Consider the following 20,562-nt stretch of genomic DNA (forward strand, 5'->3'; position numbering starts at 1 on the left):
GGGGCTAGAATGTAGGCAATGAAAAACAGGAAAGGCGCATTCAATAGGCGGATTTTGGCGTCCGTGGTATCTCTTGTTTATTCTGTTGCCAACGTGGCGTTTTGCCATGCGGCGGAGACAAATTTTTGGTCCACCCGTCTCGCGGCGGCACGCCAGGCGGGGCCATCCCGTGGGGCCTCCGCTCCAAAAACGTCCGACGCTTTGATCCTCGCTCAATTGCCGGGCGGAGCTCGACTGGATTTCCCCGGGCCGATGGAGAGCTCGGTCGTTCCGACGGTGCCGCTGGAACATTTGGTGGGCGGAAAAACCCCGGTTTTTGAAAGCGATCTTCCCCGCTGGTTGGCGGACGTTGTTGCTCCCTTCGGAAATATGAGGGACGTGTTTCTGTCCAAACAGCCGGGGGCTCCCCTCGTTATCCATATTCAGGACCTCCACGACTCGACGGAAGCGCAACGGAACATTGCCGGGCTGGTCGAGGCGCTTCAGGACCAACGTGGTGTCAGTTTGGTGGGGTTGGAGGGCGCGCAAGGGGGGTTCGCGACGGAGGCCTTCCGGTCTTTCCCGGACGGCGACCTGACCAAGGCCGTGGCCGAGCATTTCATGGAGGAAGGCTATTTAGGCGGCCCAGAATTCGCAGGTATTACGGCGAAGCGGATGCCTCTCCTCTGGGGCGTTGAGGATTTGCGCGCTTACGAGGCGAACGTGGCGTCCGTCAAGGCGTCGGCAAAAAATATCCCGGAGGTCGAGGTCTTCCTGCGGGAAGCGAGACGGGTGATGGGGGAAGTGAAAAAACGCCGCTTGTCTCTGCCCCTCCTGGAATTTGACCGGCATCTGACGGGGTATCATTCCCGCACGGAGCCCTTGGGCTCCTATACCCGCTATCTCTTGCATCGCTCCCGGGTTCCGCCGGACAAGGTGCCGAACTTGATCCTTTTACGGGACGCTTTGGATTGGGAAGAAACCTTGGACTTCAAGAAAATCGAAGCGGAACGGGCCGCCTTGCTGAATCGGATGGTTGGCGGACTTTCAAAGGAAAACCTCGATCGTTTGGTGGCCCGGAGCGTCTTGTATCGGTTGGCCCGAATTTCTTACGGAGACTACTACCGGTTTCTACGGAGTCTTTGCGTTGAAAGCGGAATAAGGCTGGACGATTTCGATCAATTGAGCGCCTACGTTCGTTACGTTCTTTTGGCGGAACGCATCAACCGCAACAACCTCCTGCTGGAACTGAGCGGGCTGGAGCGCGAGGTTCAAGACGGTTTGGCCGTTACCCCGGAGGAAAAAGAGGTGGTGGGGGCGGCCCGCCATCTCGCTCTTTTGGAACGGTTGGTTCGGCATGCCTTTACCCCCGCCGACTGGGTTTATCACCTCTCTCATGAGGCGGACATCCGGGGTGTCGGAAAGACGATCGTGAGTCTTGCCGAACAAACCGGGGTCCCGAACGACTTAAGCCCTCCCGCGCCGGAAACGCTTCAGCCCTTTGAGGAATTCTGCCTGCAAGCCCTTGGCCGCAACGGGGCGTTGGTCCAAAACCTCCTTGATAAAATGAAAATGGAAAATCGCCCCACGGCTGTCTTGGTGGCCGGCGGGTTCCACACGGAGGGGCTCACCCAATTGTTCCGGCAAAAAGATGTGTCTTACGCGGTTGTCACCCCGAAAATCAACGCCACTTTGCCGGACGGAACCCGTTCCTTGGAACTTCTCGCCCGCGATCCCGCGCCCTTGGAAAAACTTTTCGCCGGGGAAACGCTGAACATCCCCACGCCTCGCATGATGGCGGAAGGGAACGCTGGATTTGGACTGGTTAAGAAAATGTCCGTCTATTTTGGGGCGACCTTGCTGGCTCTTTTGGTGGCCGCCACCAACGTGGCGCCTTCGGCTCGGGCGACGGAATCGGTGGAAGCGTTCCCTGGGATTACGCGGGTGGACGTTCGGAGGTCGGGGCCGTCCGAGGTTTTGTCCCGGTTCGAATTGGATAATGGAGCCTCGGTCCCTGTCCGATCTTTCGTTGGGGTCAAGGGCGCCGTTCCGCCTTTTGCACCGGTGGTCACCGCCACGTTCCAGGACCGGAGCGTGTCGCTGGCTCCAGCGATCGGCATTTCCTTTGAGGAACGACTCCGCGGGGCTTGGGAGGGAGCCCTTTCCTTTGCCGCGGGGGTCGGCACTTTGGTCCGCGGGCGCCGGGCCAAAACATCGACCGTGGGTTTGGATCTCTCGCCTTACGCGGCGGGAATCGATCCTTGGGGGTCCAAAGCGGAGGGCGATCAGGCGATTCTGAGTCTCGTTTCTTCCGAAGCATCCGACGGTTACGTTGCCTCCGGCGATTTTGATTTGACCGGGAACGTTAATCTTTCATTCGGGAAAACCACCATCGGATCGATCACGGAGAGCGAATCGGGGGACCTGTTGGCTTCCCAAGGGAGCTCCCTTTTCTGGGAAGAACGGGCGGTTCTGGCCGCTGCGGTGGGTTCGGTCGGCGGAAATATATACGCGGGGGCCGGCGGGGACGAATTCAGAATCGTGATCTCGGGGGCGGACGCCAAGGAACGGCTGGCGATAGCCACCGCTGACTTTAACGCGCATTTCGTCGGCCGGTACGCCTTTTTTCATCTGAGCCATCCCCATCCGGATGCAGAGGATGTCCAAACGGAACTGAAAGAAAAAGTTCGTTCTTTCGCGCAAAACCGCGCCACGGCGGAGGAATCCAATCCCACGTTTCGACTGGTCCGGTTCGGCGATGGATTTTCTTTGGTTCTCCGGCGAGAAGGGACAACGCCGCTCACTTCCCGGGGATTGCAGGACGCCCTGGGGTTAGAACGAGGCGTGCGGGAGCGAAAGGTGGAACGGCTTGGCTTAAGCCCCTTTACCGTTTCCATGGGAGCCGTGCCCGTCTCGATGGCGCGAGAGGCCTTGGCACTGGTCGGGGGGAATGAAGATGTTGCAGAGGTCGACCGACAGGTCCTTCCTGCGGAACTTATGGTTTGGGTCCAGCGGTTCGCCAATGACGCCCTGGGGTTCGCGAAACGGGCTCGTAACAGGGTTTATAGTCCGGCGGATCTTCCCGCTTTGCAAAGGATTCTAAAGGCGGGATCGTTGACGAAAGATCATCGGGAGGCGTTGCGGAAGGAGCTCTCCAATCCCGCGACAATGACATCCCATTCTCCGGCGGGACCGGGGGTTCTTTCGCGCGGTGACTTTTGGGCTGAAACAGGGAAACGGTTGGAGGTCCGGCCGGGAGAGCCATGGAAACCCAGCCTCGACTTGTATTATTTTTCGATCACGCAATATTCCCCGGGATCGATGGGTCGGGTGGAGCGTTGGTGGGCCGCACACGCCGACAAAATCCCAGCTTCCCTTCGGCGTTTCTTGCCGGAAACCTGGTTTCGCCGCTTGGTGGTGTTCATCCAGGCGCGGGCGTTCCATCTCTTTCAAGGGTCGAATTATGAAAGGGGAAACCGCGCCATCCGCACGGTTGTCGATGCGGTCAAAACCTGGGCCAAACGTGGCCGTTTCACTTGGTCGACGGTTTTAATTGGAAACAGCGTGGACAACGTTTTTGTGGCGCGGAGCCGTCAATTGGGGGAGGATCCTCTGTCGACGGTCGGGTTTGCGGACATGGCCCGGTCGATCAAAAACCGTCTGAACGCGAGCGAATCGACCAGCGAGATCGACCCGCACCTCCTGGTGTTTCATGTGAGTTCCGGGGATTTGAAAAATCTTCCGGGGAACTCTTTGGCAGGGGCCTTGGACCTGATGGGCCGGACCGCGGACCTCTTGGAGGTCCATGCGCGGGAGGCCGCGGGGTATATGGGCAAAGGGTTGGACCAAGATCGATTGGTGAAAAGTTTGGAAGAAATATTCGACGTTCAAAAGGGCGAAAAGTTTGTTTCCTTGATTTTTAACCCCGATAAAGTGGAAAAACTCATGGCTGTTTACCGTCAATCACAAACCGAGGACAGCCTTCGGGGCGAGTCTTCTTTGTTTAGCCGGGCCCCGGCGGAATTAGGGAGCGCGCTCTTCCGCTCCTATCACTGGGTCCTTCAAAAGCTGGGAGTCGGCGAGCATCGGGCTCGGCTCTGGCTGGGCAGTCGGTATGTCCAGGGGTTCGTGGTCCCCTTCGTTGAATTGATCGGACTCCCCGGATTCGCCTGGGTTCTCGCGCCCTATCTGGGGTTTGCCCTCGCCGTCGTCCTCGGATCCGTGGCGTTTTCTTGGATTCATGGCTCGCCCCTGTCGGAGCGGGGTCCCCCGAGCCGTTGGAGTGAAATGGTGGGGCGGCAAGCCTCCAAGCAATTCCTGGTCCGCCTTTCGGCGGCCCTGGCCATCAATGCCCTCTCCCTCTTCATGGGCACCGATCAACTGTCCAACCTGCTTCAGGCCGCTCTACCGGCTCCGGATGCGGCGACGGTGGGTCTCACGGGATATATCGCCCACAGCGCATGGAATCTGTTTGTCCCTGAACAATTTCGGCTCACGCTTCGAAAGAACGGGCATGGGATAAAAATCGATCAGGAACAAGACCCTCTCCAACGGCTTCTCTCCGGTTACGCTCACCATCACCCCGCCCCGAACTCTAGAAGGAGACAGTTGGATTCGAACCGCCTCACCAAGGCGTATAGCGCCCTTTCGGCCATGTATCCTCCGGGGGAAGCGGACCAGTCCTTTTCGATAGAATTGGCGGTCGCCGCCGCGGAATTCGGAGCCGAGATAAACACCGTTCTCGCCGCATTTCTCGGAGGCTATGCGAAAGAAAAAGGGGCCGGGCATATTCCAGACGATTTTCAAATCCTATCGGGCATGACGTTAAGGGATTTCTCGGCCGCCAAAACGAGAGCGGAGAATTGGCTCTCGGCCATGGCGACCCCCTTCCCGGTGTACCCCGAATCGATTTCAATGATCCGGAATCAAATGGGGTTCTTTATGCAAGGGGCCCCCGCCCGGGATAAAGCCCCTCAGGAAGTTTTGCTTCTGACGCTCCTGGGGAAAACCCTCTGGTTCGACCGCGACCCGGATACCTGGGTGGAGGCGGAATATTTATTTTCTCCCCTGGCGGAGCGTTTCGGCCTGGACGGACTGGCAACGGACATTCTCAATCACTTGTTTGAGAAGGAGCAGCCGGCCCGATACCGTGAGGTCCCCACGGCGTTCAAGGAGTTGACGGGGTTGGACTATTACGAGGCTCATACCGTTTTGGAAAATTTTCGATATCGGTTGGAAGGGCAACTCGACTCCCTTCTCCCGGATGAACTGAAAGGCAAAGCCAAATTGGTGGCGCGGGTAAAAGGCGTCGCCTCGATCGCGGAGAAACTGGAGCGGGACGGGAAGGGGAAGAACCTTTCTGAACTGACCGACCTATTCGGCCTAACGGTGGTCTTCCCCGACGGCCACAGAGATCATGAGGTCGTTCGGCGGGCCTTGGAGAAATTTAAATTTTCCCTCAACCAAGAAAAAACAAAACTCAACCATCCGGAAGACCACCAATATGATTTTTATCGATTCGTGGGAGGGGTGTCTCTCCGGTCAGGGGTTCGCCCGAGTCGCCAGCAGACAATCGAATTGCAGGTCTATGACGAAAAAACGTGGCGTCTTTCAAAAGAAGGCGACGCGGCCCATTGGATATATAATCTTCAGAAAAGACTTGGCTCTCAGACCGTGGAAATAGACGATCTTTCGCTCACGGGAAACCTGCAAGAGGACGTTCGCTCGTTTTTAAATGATAAGTCCGAATCGGTTTTCGTCTCTGTTGTCATGGGGACGGAAATGGGAAAGCCCGTGTGCATCCCCGTCCGCCTCCAGAAAGGCGCCTTTTCCAAAGACGCCGCCGCGCATCGACGTATCGATCGGCTGAACCCCGGTTTCCTGGGATTGGACCTGTTGACCCCGTCCGCTTCCCCCCCTTCCCAATGGGAGAGGATCGCCTGGCCGAACGACCAACCGCTTCCTCCGGGAGCTGTTTTCGCCATTCGGCGAATGACCGGAAGACGCGTTTCTCTTCCCCGAAAAATCCAAGGCTCCATGTTAAGGCCCAGGACGCGACTGATGGATTTCCTGGCTTCCTCGGAAAATGCCAGTGGTCGGGGTCTTGCTACCCGGGGACGGATTCTCGTTCAAGAGGAACTGAAAATAAGGAACGTGAAAATTAACAACGTGGTTCCCGTGCGCCAACAAGGCAAGTTTTCTCAATGGAAGCAAAGTCTTAGAAATCTATTTTCTCAGGGACTTGAGCCCGATCGTGAAAACGCGCTCTTGACCCCTCTCGCGCGAAAACAGGGGTTCTTTGACACCGAAGAGTTGTTCGCCTACTTGGGCGCCATCGAAGGCGATCCGGAGAATTTGAAAGAAGCCCTGGGCCTTGTTGTTTCGCGGCTATTGGACTCCCATCTCGAGGTTGAAACGGTCTTTGATCAAAATAGCACCCCAGGGTTTCTCGTTTCCGCGAAATACGACCGACCTGGGTTGGAGGTGGCCATCCGAAAAGTCTTTAAACAGTTTGGTTTTGTCGTCAGGGGGGGTGTCCATCGTTTGGGGTCACAGGAGGGAGATAAAGCGAAGGGAGTTAAACAACTCTATTGGGTTATAACCCCGGTCGACTGGAACCTTTTGCCCGAGGCCGCCAAAGCCATTCGTCAAATTCCGGATATTCCGTATGAGGGGAAGATGATGGATCTTCGCCTTAAAATCGCGAGTCCACTGGGGGTCGGGGACCACGAGAAAATCCTTGAGGTGCTTTCTCATGCGGCGATCAGTTTTAAAAATCTCACTCTTCCTGACGCGAGCGAGTCTCGTTTTGTCATCGATGTGAGTGTTCCAGCTGGAACGCAGAAAATGGTGAGGGAAGTGTTGGAGAAGGCCTTGCCCGAAACGGATGGGTACGTGATAGAAATTGGATCTGCGGAACTTCTGGCGTCCGGCACCGGTTCTTCGATGCCTGTCGCCCTTTTCTTCGGTCTTCCGGTTTTGGAACCCACGTTGCTTTCGGCGGCGATTCTCGGAGTTATCCTAGGGCTTGTGTTCTTCCGTGATGATTTGCGGTCGCCGTCGGAGGCCTGGCGCTTCCTTAAAATGCGCGTTTCCGAATGGTTCTCACCGTCGCTCGGGCGATCGTTGGTTTCCCGTTGGGCTGGAGCGGGTGGTTTGGTCATCTTCCTGTTGTTGGTCCCGGGCAACGTGGACCTGTTCGCCGCCGGGGTTTTGCCTTTCTTGGCCCTGGGTATGAACGAAGCGGGTTCCCCGGCGCCCAAGCCGTTGGGCGAGCGGGTGGATTCGTTCATGGAGGGGTTGCGGGGCCACGAGGGGCCCGCTGTATTAAGGGCGGGCCTTGAGTTGGTCGGATCCTGCGGCGGGGTCATCGATGATCTGAGGACGGTCCGCAATGCGATCCGCGAAAATGCCGTTCGGAAAGCCGGTAGCGAATCCGGAGGAATGGCGGCGGTGGGGCAAATCAGCAAGATCGCGGAGGCTCGGTTGGTCCTCGCGGAAGTCAAACAGCTCCTCCGCCAATGGAGGAGAGAACTGAATCAAAACGGTGCGAAAATCATTTTCGACAAGGTTCTCGCACAACAGCAGGTGGATGCGCTGGGTAAAAAATGGTTGATTGTCCCGCTTCATGGCAACATGGAGACCGCTCCAGCCCACATGAGAAGAGATCTGGATCCTATCCACAACCTGGGACGTTTCCTCCTTAACCAAGCGATTGAGGCCATCACCGAAAGACAGGGGGAAGATAGAAAAAAAACGGATAGTTTGTTGAAGGAAGCTTTGAGCGACGTGGATTTTGCCGCCAAAGGAATCCTTCAAGCAAAATTCAGGACCCATTCGAAAGTTATGGTTTGGAACAATCTTCTCACGTTGGATCCTGCCCCTCTTATTGAAAAGGGGAAAAACTCGGGCGGTTTGGCCGCTGTCCTGCGATTCCCCGCTTCTTTGGGGGGCCACGCTTTGTTCGGCAGGGATTTCCTCACTCCGCTGTTTCTGGCCGCGGGGGCCAACCAGGGAGCGACGGATTATGTGCGGGCGCTCTTAAGGAGGCTCGGGGTTACTTGGGAGCCGAACCAGGTGGAGGTGGATCCTGCCCGGAACTGGCGAGATCCGAAAAAGGGGTTGTTCCTTTTAATCGCGGGGGAAATGTTCCGGGTTCTCCGGGCGGCCGGGTACGCCGTTCTGGCGGAGGATAGTGATCACCGCGTGGCGATCGAATCCGTTTTACGGGAGATCCGACTACATAAGACCGCCGGGGTTGAGCGGTTCAATATTCGGGTTCACGTGCTACGTTCTTTAACGGCCCCCGTGATTGGAATTCACGAAAAGGAATTTGCTTTTCATGTTCGCGGAGCGGACGATTTCTTTGATATTTATGTGCATGAAAAAACCCTGGACGGGTGGAAGGCTTCAGAAAAGGGAGAAGACTATTACCGTTCCGCCCTCATGGTCCTGTTTTACCATGAGTGGGCGGAGAGTTTTGGGGTGTCCCACGCCGAACTGGAGCGCATGGGTTTAACGATTGAGGGATTGAACTTGATGTTCGCGTCGGGGGACAGCCCGGACGATATTCGAGTGGAAATCATGCAACGCGGGATGTTGTCGATGGGAATGGTGGAGCCGGATGGACGGGTTTTGGATGTCCGATCCAGGGCCCAGGCCGCGTTGGCCCTGGAGGCGATGGTCCCCAAGGATCTTCCCCGCGACGTTCAGGGCTATGTGGGGACCTGGCAGATTTCGGAGGATCTTGGTCTTGTCTCAAAACAAAACTTGGAGGCCCTTCGGAACTCTCTCCCGGGGCAAGGGAAAGATACCTACGCACGGTTCCAAAGTGGAAAGCCAACGCCGGAGATCGATACGATGTTGGACGGGTTCCACAGCAATGATGTCGACTCTTTGGAAAGCGGTGTTCGGCTGGAGGCGGAACGGCTTGATCAAAAAGAACAGAAATTGGTGGATGAACTGGCGCGGGATATTTTGGCCCGAGTGAAAGGTGTTTTGAGCGCAGAGGGCGGGCGGACTATGGCCAGGGCCGAACCGTCGTATTTCCAGATTAAAAAGGAATTGGCGTTAATTCACGCGCTGGGGGGGAGCCTCTTCCTGTCCTTCTCCCGCCGGGACCCGTCGAGCCGATCCGTTCCCCCGGGACTTCTCCGGCTCTACCAGGAACGGGACCTGGCGTGGTTGGACCAACTTCCTTTCATGAACGCGCCATTCGGTTCCTTGGATCGGGAAGCCATCCTGTCGTCAACCCGGCGGACCGCCGAAGGGTATCGGGAAATCGCCGAAACTCGGCACGGGTTGGTGGGGGCCTTCGCCGCCTTGGACGAATCCTTGCTGGACGAATCCACCACCCCGGTCTTCCGGATATCCCAGGACCTTCTGGAGGGCCAGGCTCCCCTGACTGGCCCCCAACGCACGGCCCTGCGGGAGCTGACCGCCTTGGCGCGCCGGGCGGCGGTGGATCCCACCGTGGCGGGGCGGGTCGCGTTCCTGGTGGATAAAGGAGAAGGAGAGGCCCTTTCGTCTATGGAAATGTTGGGCCGGTTGGAAACCCGGTTGGGGATCGCCAGGGGAGCCTTGGGCGTCCTGGGGGCCGGCCGGGTGCTGAGCAACGAAAACCTTTTTGAAGAAAGTGTGGAGAATGGACGGACGGTCCGAACGTATTTAGCCAAAAAACTTTTCGTCCTGCTGGAAGCGAACGGCGTCCCATCCAAACGCGTGGACATCTATTCCGTCCCGCCAACGGATACGCTGGCCGAGGTATGGGATATCTCCGGTTTGAATGGAACCGCGGGCTTGGTTCTGCGGCTCATCGAACTGTGGGCCGGCGACGTGGCCATCCGGGTTTCCTCGGAATACGGCGTGGATTTTGAGAAACGAATGAGGGCGGTTAAATCTTCCGCCTAGTTGGGGTTCATCCCGGAAAGGAGATCCTTTTCATTCCCGTTGTGTGAATTACCAACTTTGCTCTGGTCGTTCGTTTGCGTATAGTATAAAAGTGAAGGGCGTCCCCTAAAATTGGTGGAGTTAAACGAGGACGATTTTGCCGAAGTTTTTTCGTTCTTCCATTCGGGTGTGGGCTTGGGCGGCGTCTTTGAGGGGGTAGACGGAATCGAGGACCGGGTTCAGGCGGCCGGCTTGGACATGGGCGAGGACCTCTTTCAGGCCTTCCTTTTTTCCCATGCGGGAGCCGTGGATGGCGATGTTGCGGCCGAAGAGGGATCGTAGATCAAACTGAATTTGTCTTCCGCTGGTGGCTCCGCAGGTCAGGAGCTTGCCTCCTTTAGCGATGGAGTTTAGACTTTTTTCGAAGGTGTCTTGGCCGATGTGTTCGACCACCAGGTCCACGCCGCGTTTGTCGGTTAATCGCATCACTTCCTGCTGAAAATCCGTTGCCCGGTAATTCACCACGTCATCTGCCCCGAGGGCCTTCGCCCTCTTTCCTTTCTCCGGATGGCCTACCGTTGTAATGACGTGGGCCCCCTTTAGCTTTGCGATTTGGATGGCGGCGATGCCGAGGCCGCTTCCCCCGGCATGGATGAGAACGGTTTGGCCTGGTTGGATATTTCCGTTCGTGACCAGCATGTGCCAGGCGGTGAGAAAAACCAGGGGGACGGAGGCCGCTTCTTCAAAACTGAGCGGGTCGGGAAAGGGCAGTAGGTTGGCGGCGGGGACCTTTACCCGTTCGGCGTAGCCGCCGTTGGACTGTTGGCCCAGGATGTCGTAACGGTCGCACAGGTGATCGTCGCCGGAAAGGCACTGGGGACAGGTTCCGCAGGAAATTCCAGGGGCCACCAAGACCTTTTGGCCAGGACTCCAGCCGGTGACGTTGGGGCCCACCGAGTCGATGATTCCCGACACGTCGGCGCCGAGGATGTGGGGAAGGGGCACGGAAATCCCGGGGATCCCCATGCGGATCCAAATGTCCAAATGGTTGAGGGCGCAGGCTTTGACCTGGACCAAAACCTCGTTGGGGCCCGGCTGGGGGGCGGGGACTTCCCCGAACGTTAGGACGTCGGGGCCGCCGTGTTGGTTGAAGAAGACGGCTTTCAATCGACCCTGGTCGCCCGATAAATCGGGCAACTACGCTGGACCGGCCAAAAGGGCATTTATGCGATGAGATTCAGGGTTTCTTCCAAGGTGCGGTGGACGCCGGTGAAGATCGGGGTGTCCCGCACGGTGAAGCGGCTCCCTTGGGTTTCCCTTAAGGCCATGACCAAATCCAGGAAGTCGGAGGGGTAATCGGATTCGAAGGCGACGACGAAATCTTGGTCGTCTAAGCCGAACGAATAGGTGGTGTTCAATTTGACGGAGGGGAACTTGTTTCCCACCACGATGTGTTCGTCCATCATTTTTTGGCGTTCCGACATGGGGAGAAGATACCACTCCCGCGTCTTCACGAAAGGATAGACGAAGAGATATTTGTATTTTCCGGGTTGGATTTTGGTGCGTTGGTTTTCGTGTTCGGGGTTGAGTTTGTCCACGTAGGTTGACCGTTTGGATTGGGCCAGGAAGGCGTGGGGGGTGGTGAGATAACCCCCCAAGCGGGTGCGGTGGAGCGCGGCGGACATGTCTTCGAAATCTTCCAGGCGGTAGCTGATGCGCCAGAGGAAGAAGTCGGTTTCCGCTCGGAACCCAAACGTGGAGTAGGCCAGGGTAATGACGGAGGAGGAAAACGCTTTCAGGGCGTCCAAGGCTTCTTTTTTGCCGGCGGCCCGTTCGGCTTCCGGCAGACGGCGCCAGGCGGGGTCCAGTTTGTAAAAGGCGAAGTTGACGAACTGCCGGGCGGCCGGGGGAGCGGCGGGGTTGGCCGGGTGTCCGGCGGGATGGGTGGCGGGAGCGTTCATGAGTCCTCCAACGGTGTTGTCGACGTAAAAATGACTTGACTTTCGTCATTCATATGCTAACATATTGACAGCACACAGGTGTGCGAAGAAGTGACAACGACGTCCTACCGGGCCCAGGCCCTGTGGGACTTTTTATTTTCGGTCGAAAAGGGAGAACTCGACCAATTTTTTCAGCTTTGGCGGGGGTCACCCGCCGGGGCCGGGCCGCCCCACCGGGGCGAATCCAACGGACGAAGGCGTCTCGTGCGCACGCGCGCATGAGGCGCCTTTTTGTTTTTCAGGACAAAGGAGAATTTTATGAAACCTTTCACTGCCCCTCTTAACCGCCCTTCCCCGGGAGTTCGATTTCTCGCCGTTCTCACGGCCGGGTCTCTCCTTTTTACGGTGTTGGGGTCCGCCCCGGCGGAGGCTTCTTTTTGGGAGGAACGCGCCGCTTCTTCCGCGCGTCGTCAAAACCAGGCCAACGAGAGCCCCATCCTTTTGGCCCAAGGGGTTCTGTCCCAATGGCCCATGGCGGGCCAGGCGGTCCGGGGGTTTATCCCTTTGGGCGGCGTTTCTTCCCCGTCCCCATCGGATCCCTTTTGGGCCCGAGCGTTGGTGACGCCTTTTGCCGATGTTCGCACCGTTCGAGGGGGAGGGACCGGCGATCTTCGAGTCGTTTTGGTCATGGACGCCCACGACGTGTATTCCGCCCAGCAGAACATGGCGCGGGTTTTGGAACGGTTGGGAACCCAGGGGAAAATTCTAGTGGGCGTGGAAGGAACGGCCGGTGCTTTTGATTTGGAACGACACCGAACCCTTCTTCCCGACCCGGATCAAAAGATATTAGTGGAGCATTTGTTGAAGAAGGGGTTCCTCAATGGGGCCGAGGCCTATGGTTTGACGTCGGCCCGCACGCCGGACCTGTGGGGTGTGGAGGATCCCGCCCTTTACGCCGCCAACATTCAGGCCTACCGAGGCACGTTGCCCCTGGAAGAGGAAACCCGAACGGCGTTGGAAACATTAAAGCGGGAAACGCGGGCCCGCGCCGAAATTGTGTTTTCAAAATCCTTGCGTGAACTGGACAGTGAAGTGGAGGCCATGCACGGAGACCGGGGCGACCTGGCTCGTTATGCCCGGGTGGTGACGCGAGGGGTCGGGAGCGGGGCGGGTCCTGAAACGTCCCGTTTCTTGGCCGCGAAAGAGAAAGAGGGGAAGCTTTCGTTTCCAGCCGTGGAACAGGCGCGAGCCGCCTTCATTGAACGGGTTTCGCCGCGCCTGTCGCCCGATGAAATGAATGCGCTCATTGAGAAAACCACGGCGTTTCGCGCCGGGGCGGTCTCGGCCAAAGACTATTATCGGTCTCTGGAATCCCTGGCTCTCTCCAAGGGGGTTCCGCTCGCGGCTTATCCGGCTTTCAAAGACTATGTGGGTTACGTTTCTTTGGCGGATGGGATTGTTCCGGAGCGGTTGTTTGAAGAACTGGAGAGCTTGGAGGCTCAGGCGTACGATCGGTTGGCGGTGGGCGAATCGCGGGTTCTGGCGGATTGGAACAAAGATCTGCGATTGGCTGATCGCGCCCTCCAGCATGCGCTGACTCCGCGGGAGTGGGCCCGGTTCCAGGAACGTCGCCCGGAACTATCGCGGCTGGAGGAAAGGGCGAGGGCGCTCCATCTTTCCGCTTTGCCCGCGCGTAAGCTTCAATCCAACCTTCCTCGGTTCGCGTTGTTTTTTGAATCGGCGGAAGCGCGAAATGAGAGTTTGCTTCAAAACGCGATGGCGGAGGCCCGTCGGCGCGGGGCCGCCACCGCCGTTTTGATCTCGGGCGGGTTTCACACGGGAGCGTTGGAAAAACGCTTGACGGCCGCCGGTGTTCCCCACGCGGTTCTTTCTCCCCGAATGGCGGACGTGCCGGATTCCGCGACGGGCTATCTCCAAGCGTTTGCGTCGACCCGGACGCCGCTGGAAAGGTTGCTCCTGGGCGATCGGCTTTTTATGAATCCCCCGTCGGCCACGGCGGTGGCCGGGCAACAGGAAGGGGATCCCTTTCACGAGGAACAGGTGGCGCTCAACCGCGCCACGCTCAGCTACGGCGCGGTTTTGGCCGGACAACGGGGACGGTTAGCGGGTTTTGTGGAACTTTGGAATCAGCGGCTCGGGGCTAAGAGCCGAGCCGCGTTTCAGTCCGTTAAAAAAGGGTTCGTAGAGATCATCACGTTCCGTTTTGCCGGCGCTGGACAGGACCTTCTTCTGGCCATCCCGGGGTCGGCTTCCGGGGCGGTTCGGGAAGGCGAAACGTTGCAAAAGGCGGTCAAGGAACGAGGCGGCCGGGTGGTGGAGACGGACCAGGTGGGCGATGTCCCCTACGTGCTGGGGGGGAGACTCATCACCCGAGTTCTTCCGGAAGTCGTGAGCGGCGCGGCGTTCCTCGGGTGGCTGGGAGCCAGCGCCCTGTCGCCGCCCCTTTGGCTGGCGAGCCTGGCGACCTCGGTCGTTTTTGGCGGCATCGCCTGGCGGGCGCTTGTGATGGCGTCGGTGTATTGGCACGGGTTGGGCCACGCGGCGGTTGTTCAAGCGTTCGGCGGTCAACCCGTGCGGACGAGCCTTGCCGAATACGGCCAACGTTTGCCCTGGACGCACCTGGTGCCCTTCTCCACCTTTTTCCTGCCCGGCGTCACGGCCCCGGGAAAGGCGCCGAAGTTCGACGAGGTGAACCTGACGGGCGCGCGGCGGCGGATCGCCGCCCTTGCGGGGCCTGCCATGAATCTTCTTGCCGTGGGCCTGCTGGCCCCCTTGGCCGCCCTTACCGGCCCTTGGGGAGTGGCGCATTTGGCTCTCGGAGCGGCCGCCGGGGTCCATCTTTGGACGGCGCTGACCTCCGTCTCGGACATCCGCACGGCGATCACGGGGCTCGGGCGTGCGTTTTACTGCGGCGTGATCGGCGTCGTTTACGGCGGTCCCAACGCCAAAGCGGAAATGATGCCGACGGGTGTTCAGCATCTGATGGATGAGTCGGTGCTTCGCACCCTCCATCGGGGGGGCCAATCCGGAGGTTTCGCGGTCGTCGGCGTGAGGGAAAACGGCCACGCCGAGTTCACCTTTTTCGTCGAGAAAAGGGCCAAGGAAGGAAATCGACGCGCCCGGTTAGGGGAATTGATGCGCGACGCCACGTCCCAACTGGCCCGGCGGGCGGGGAAAGCGGGGTTCGGGGGCCTGCGGCGTCTTTTGGTGGTGGGACACACGCGTTACGGAACCAACTTTGCTCAACCCGTCGCGTTGAACGCGCACCCTCATTTGGGGACGAACGACACCGATACGATTATTTACATCGGCGAAAAAAAACGTGAGGACAACTACGAGCGCCCCTGGGACCGGCCCCGTGGCGTGTCCGCCGTGAAGTCCATCCCCATGACTCGGGGCGTGGCGATCGCCCACAACGGGGACGACAACGCCACGGTCCTTTACCACTACGGCGAAAAGGACGTGGTGCTGACAAATGATGAAGACGCCTTGTTAAATGAACGCATGACCGGGTTCGAAAACCCGGCGAAAGGAGATTCCCCCCAGATCGCCACCCGTATGGAGCATTGGATCACCCAGGGATCCGTGGCGGCCTCGCTTCGACTGACGCTCCTGATGGTGGCCATGGAATCCTTGCGCGGACAGGCCACGCCCTTCGAGACGATCCTGGGTCGGGCGCCCACGCCGGCCTTGATGGAAACCCTTCTTCAGTCCCAGGCCCTTCAGACGTTTCCGGACGTTGTGAAGGCCCTGCACCGCGAGCATCCGGAGGCGGGGTTGGACGAATTGTTCCAGTCCGCCGGAGCCCAGATGGGGTCCCCGGAGGATGTTTGGGATTTGGAAGCCGCGATTCCTTTCGCGGAGGGGTCTGACATCGAAAAACAGCGGATGGCCCTGGCCGGTCAAGCCCAGGCCATTTTGCAGTCCTCCCCGTGGTTTATGGAGCTGTCCGATAGCGAACAGCGTCGGTTGGCGGCGCTGTTTTCGGAACTTTTCCTTAAATTTTTCTTCACGGGAGATTTTCGCCGGGCCGGTGTTCACTTGCTTCGCCGGGCGGATTCCACCTCGACCTTCGGAGTGATGGCGGGAACCCTTATGGAGGCGGAGGGGGCCCTGTGGTTGCGCCAAAACCAACCTTTTTATTTGTGGGTATCGGAGGACGGCAAGAGCGTGGCGGGGAGCAGTGAAGCCAAGGCTTTTCTTGGGGCCAAAAGCGGGGAAAGCCCGTTTCGTTACCGGTTGACGTTGCGCAACGGCGAGGTCGCCACTCTGCGCGGGTCGCGGTTGGTCATTGACCATGTGGACCATGGGCGCGTGGCGGAGTTTGATTTGTCCGAGATGGAGAAAGTGATCGCCCAGCCCCGCTGGTTGGATTTGGAGACCAGCCCTTATGTGTCTCCCTCTGATTCGCTGAAGGTCGCCCCGGAACACCGGGTGCGGGAAGATCTCGAAATGATTCCTTGGGTGAACCAAAAAATCAAAGAAGATTTCGCCGACCCGAAATCCAATAACAGTTTGTCGGGGCGGGCGTTCGTCGACTTGTTGATCCAGCGGTTGGCGAAGCGTCGGGCGGGTCAAAAGGGCGGCGAACTTGATCTGGTGATCGTCGGAACGGAAAAGAGTTACGATGCGGCGGTTCTCCATGCGAAGGCTCTGGCGAAAATAGCCAGTTTGGCAGGGAAACCCCTCAACATTCAGGTTGTTTACGGCGCGGAATTTAAGGGCGAGGACCTGGAGGACCTTCGCGACAAGGGTTTTGGGCCTGATACCCTGGTTCTGGGATTGGCGAGTTCCGGCCAGACGGCGAACACCTTATACGCACTTGAAAGCCTGAACATGGCCTGGCGTGGGTTGCGGGAATCCTCGCCCGGCGAAAGCGTCGATGCGACGCCGCCCCATTTCCTAGTGTCGGCGGACATGGACAATCCCTATTCGGAAGAAGTTTTGGGGCAGGGGTTGGCGGCGGGGGATCCTTTTAAGGCTCGGAATTTTGTGACGTTTCCCACCCTGGATTCCTTTCACCCCGCCGAAGCGGCCACGGTGACCCACAAGGCCACGGAGCGGCTGTTAAAGGAAGTGTCGGTCCTCTTCGCGGAAACCCTGGCCCAGCGGAGCGGGCGGTGGAAAAGCGGGGGATTGCCGAAAACGGTTCCGGCGGCGGTCCGCCAAATGGTGGACAACGGGGACGAATTGGATCGGCGCATCACGGGATTGGACGCGGATGGCAATCCGCACCGGGTTCTGCGCCGAAGCGGGGAACGCAACGATATCCCCGATCAGATCGACGCCGTCGCCGGGCGGATGAGTCAGGCGTTCTTGGAGTCGCTCTGGGCCACCGCGTCCACGGCGCTTTTTGTTTCCCTCACCCTGCTTCTCCACGCCACGCCGGCGACTCTGCTCTTGGGCTGGTTTCCCAACCAGCTGTTCCTCTTTTCCGCGGGGCTTCCCGTTCTGGCCGCCGTCGTCGGCCTCGGCGTTTTGGGCGCCGCGGCCTGGAAGACCCGTCTGTGGCGCTGGCACCCGCTTCTCTATGTTCTCGGTGGAGTGGTGTTCGCCAGCGCGGGTCTGTTGTTGGGCGAATCGCTGGTGTTGGGCCTGGATTCCCTGGGTGCCCTGTTGGGAAAAGGGGCGTTGGGATCGCGCTGGGGATTTCTGCCTGTGCCGGTGGATGTGTCACCGGTTAATCTCGTTAACGCCGTGACCTATGTTTTTTTTTCTTTTTCGGGTTCACACTGGGCCTGCGCAAGCTTCAGGGCCGGCCCCTCTGGGACCGTTTGGGCGGGCGCATTCTGGTTTTGTCGGATTACCAGCATTCCGTGGCTCGGTTGAGCGCGGCCCGTTGGCGGCGTTTGTTGAGCCACCGGTTTGGTTGGATGGGGTTGAACTCCATCAACGAGTCGTCCCTGGGGCGGCTCACCCACGAAGAGGCGCTCAATTCCAATGTGCGCGGAAACCTCTTCCTCCTCGGCGAAGCCCGCCACGCGGAAGGGCCCACGCTGATGAACTACAAACAGTTGGGTGGAAGCCCCAACGGACCGGGCCGCATCTGGCGGATGGGCATCGGCCACAAATCCAAGGACGCCGCCAGCGAGGGCTATTCCGAGGGGTACATTTCCCTGGCGATGAAAGGCGACAACCCCGCGGGGGAGGACCTGGCTTTCGGGGCCATTCAAGAACTTCTTCAGGATGCCCCCGCCCGGGATACGGCGGGGATGGTCCTCGCGTTGGTGGTCGCTGAGAAAATGTCGTCCATCAAACCCTTGGGGTTTGTGCCCGGAATGACCTCGAGCGAAGCGAAAACGTCCACCACCCAACAGCCCTTCCCGCCGCTTTCGGAAGAGGAGGTTCGGCGAATTTTCGGGCTTTCATTGCTTTCCGTCGGTCATCATAGAGAAATGCCGGTCGCGCCTTCCTCCCAAGATTCCCAACCGGTGGCGGTGGTGGCGCCATCCCCAGCTCCCATTCTCCCGTTGCCAAACGAAGGGCGTCCAAGGGGACCGACGATCTCGGTTTCGGCCGTTGAAGGGCCCGTGGTTGCGATGGATGAATCTCATCCGGTTACGGCGGCCGTGGCAACGATGGATGCGTCGCGAGCGTCGGGTCTGGAATCCCAGCCGGTTGTCCCGAGCGTCACCGATCGCGCGAGCCTTCTGTCCCTTGCCGAATACCTGGGGGTGTTTGTCGGCCCTGAAGAATCGACCGCGGGGATCGCGGCCCAAATTCAGACCGTTGTGCAATTTTCCGGAACGGTGAACCTCCCCAAGGACCATGCCCCCGCGTTTTACGGAGTGCTGGAACTCACGGAGGCGACATGGTTCCCCATCGCCAATTTCTCCCGGTTGGAATCCCGTCTGAGCGCGACGTACCCATCCACCCTCCCCGGGATCTCTCCGGGTTCATTGGAACGGAAGCGAGTTCAAGGTCTTTACGACTCCGCGCCAGCCAGAAGTGTCAGAGGAAAAGACGGCCGACGGCTCGGACGCGCCAACCCAAACCCGTGGGGCCAAAATTTATCTTTGGATTGTGCGTCCGTTGCGGAAGACCGCCATGGTCACCGCGGCGACCCTGGCCTTGGTCATGCTCACCTCCTTCGGCGGTTCCGTTCTCTTCCTTGTGGACCGCGGGTTGGCCGCCGTTTTTGACGTTCCTGTCGTGACGCAGGGGACCCAAGGGGGGCGGTTTTCAGACGTTCAAGCGCAAAACCTTGGCACCCCAGCACGCCTTCCGTCCACATCGGTGACGGCGACCGTTACCCAGCCGGCGGTTTCCGCCCAAACGGAAACAGCTTACGTGGGAACCCGGGTCACCGGGTTGCGATCTTTTTCTCATCACCCTTATGCGGGGGTTCGTGTTCTGGGACGTGTCGAGCCAAAAACATATGTGAACGTGTTGCGCCAGGAGAGCGGGTGGGTTCAGGTTCAGACGACAGCCGGGACAACCGGTTGGGTGTCCAGCCGGTCTCTTTTTGGTCTTCAAGGCGAACGCGCCCTCGTGGTCGGGCGGGGAGCGTCGCTTTATGACAAACGCCCCTTCAGCCAAGGGGCGAGCCAAGGATCGTTGCCCAAGGGCGCATCGGTGACCGTCTTGGAACGCCAAGGCGGTTGGGCGAAAGTGCAACGTCTTAACGCACCCGCCGATTCGTCGGTTTGGGTCTCGGCTCGCTATCTGCGCCCCCAAGCGCCGACGGCCAAGCCGGCCAACGGGACGACGCGATCATCGGGTCCTTCCCCGCGTGTGGAACCGTCCTCTCTTTCTATGCCCAGCGATCCATTGAGCCTGGTCCTCCTGTTGGGGCCTGTCGTTCCAATTCTGGGCCATCTTGGAAAACGGCGCGTTCCCCTGTCCAACAGTCCCGGATCTCTATTGCGCCGGCGGTTGATGGCCCAGTCTCGTCGACCTTTCACGGCCGAGGATCGACCCGTGGCCGAATCCTTGTTAGGGTATGTGGAGGCGCCCACCGATTCGGATCGATTCTCCCGCGCGCTACGGGTCTCCTTGGGGTATGGTTCGTTGTCCGGGAACGCCTGGGGCAAAGGTTCTCTGTACTCCGATTATCTCCAGACCCGTCAAACTCTTCTGGGGGGAGAAAAACCCAATCGGACAGAAGGGATCGCTCTCTCCCGGTTGGCGCGCGCCGTTTCCCAATGGACGCGAACCGGCACCCCCTCCTTCGCTCCGGGAGCCCTTCCAGTCATCGACCTGACTCCGGCGGAAGACGAAACCACCCTTTTCCATCATTGGGCTGTCGCTTTGGACCGAGTGTCCCAAGGGGAAGAGCCCCCCATCCTCTTGGCCCGGTCCGCGCGTCAACGGACGCGGTTGATCGCGGCGCTGGCCCAGTGGAGGGCCGCCAACCCTGAGTCGGGGTTGCGCCCCGATGTTCCATCGGCGTTCCGCTGGGTGTTCTTAGACGAGGTGGGGACGGAGGTCGTTCAACGGGACGAGGCGGGAAAACCCCTGGCGGTGCGCCTGGGCGCTCTGCTCCGCGCCGCCCAAGTGGATCTGAAGGGGGTAGGCGCCATCGATGTGGTCACCGGGGTTCGGGCCTCCTGGACCTGGGATCGAGCGGATTTGCCCGCCACGGTGGAGGTGCGCCTGATCCTTGGGGTATTGAAAAACCTTTCGCTGGCGGCGCCGCTGGAACAGGTGCAAGCCCTTCTCGGCTCGGCTCGGCGGGCGCTCACGTCGGCCTAACGATCGTCGACGGAGCAAAGAGATGGGGCGCCGTTTTGCC

Annotated in this window: 6 protein-coding genes; 4 read left to right on the forward strand and 2 right to left on the reverse strand. The window is 59.2% G+C overall.

The window, feature by feature from the left end:
• Nucleotides 1-18: 18 nt before the first annotated feature.
• Nucleotides 19-9,888 (forward strand): hypothetical protein, encoded by a 9,870-nt coding sequence (locus tag IPP35_00350; GenBank protein ID MBL0057597.1) that lies wholly within the window; start codon nucleotides 19-21, stop codon nucleotides 9,886-9,888.
• Nucleotides 9,889-10,008: 120 nt separating this feature from the next.
• Here the strand turns inward: IPP35_00350 and IPP35_00355 are convergent, their stop codons facing one another.
• Nucleotides 10,009-11,034, reverse strand: coding sequence for a zinc-binding dehydrogenase (locus IPP35_00355; protein ID MBL0057598.1), 1,026 nt, complete (start codon nucleotides 11,032-11,034; stop codon nucleotides 10,009-10,011).
• Nucleotides 11,035-11,090: 56 nt separating this feature from the next.
• On the reverse strand, nucleotides 11,091-11,828 hold the full coding sequence (locus tag IPP35_00360) for a chlorite dismutase family protein (GenBank protein MBL0057599.1): 738 nt from the start codon (nucleotides 11,826-11,828) through the stop codon (nucleotides 11,091-11,093).
• 297 nt (nucleotides 11,829-12,125) lie between these two features.
• On the opposite strand from IPP35_00360, the gene IPP35_00365 reads away from it, so the two are divergent.
• Genes IPP35_00365 through IPP35_00375 form a run of 3 tightly spaced genes read left to right on the forward strand, consistent with a single transcriptional unit; the run spans nucleotide 12,126 to nucleotide 20,522 of the window.
• A complete protein-coding gene (locus IPP35_00365) occupies nucleotides 12,126-17,657 on the forward strand; it encodes a hypothetical protein (protein ID MBL0057600.1) in 5,532 nt (1,843 codons plus the stop codon).
• Complete coding sequence (locus tag IPP35_00370) at nucleotides 17,603-18,970, forward strand: hypothetical protein (GenBank protein ID MBL0057601.1); 1,368 nt, start codon at nucleotides 17,603-17,605, stop codon at nucleotides 18,968-18,970. Before IPP35_00365 ends, IPP35_00370 begins: the two co-directional genes overlap by 55 nt.
• Nucleotides 18,876-20,522: a hypothetical protein gene (locus IPP35_00375; GenBank protein ID MBL0057602.1), complete on the forward strand. Its 1,647-nt coding sequence runs from the start codon at nucleotides 18,876-18,878 to the stop codon at nucleotides 20,520-20,522. The genes IPP35_00370 and IPP35_00375 overlap by 95 nt, the downstream gene beginning before the upstream one ends.
• Nucleotides 20,523-20,562 lie beyond the last annotated feature (40 nt).

The organism is Elusimicrobiota bacterium (assembly GCA_016721625.1).
Taxonomy (GTDB): Bacteria; Elusimicrobiota; Elusimicrobia; order FEN-1173; family FEN-1173; genus JADKHR01.

Bases quoted from the DNA above. Each gene is read 5' to 3' on its own strand.
- IPP35_00365 (MBL0057600.1), top strand. From the start codon at position 12,126: ATGAAACCTTTCACTGCCCCTCTTAACCGCCCTTCCCCGGGAGTTCGA.
- IPP35_00360 (MBL0057599.1), bottom strand. From the start codon at position 11,828: ATGAACGCTCCCGCCACCCATCCCGCCGGACACCCGGCCAACCCCGCC.
- IPP35_00350 (MBL0057597.1), top strand. From the start codon at position 19: ATGAAAAACAGGAAAGGCGCATTCAATAGGCGGATTTTGGCGTCCGTG.
- IPP35_00375 (MBL0057602.1), top strand. From the start codon at position 18,876: ATGGTCACCGCGGCGACCCTGGCCTTGGTCATGCTCACCTCCTTCGGC.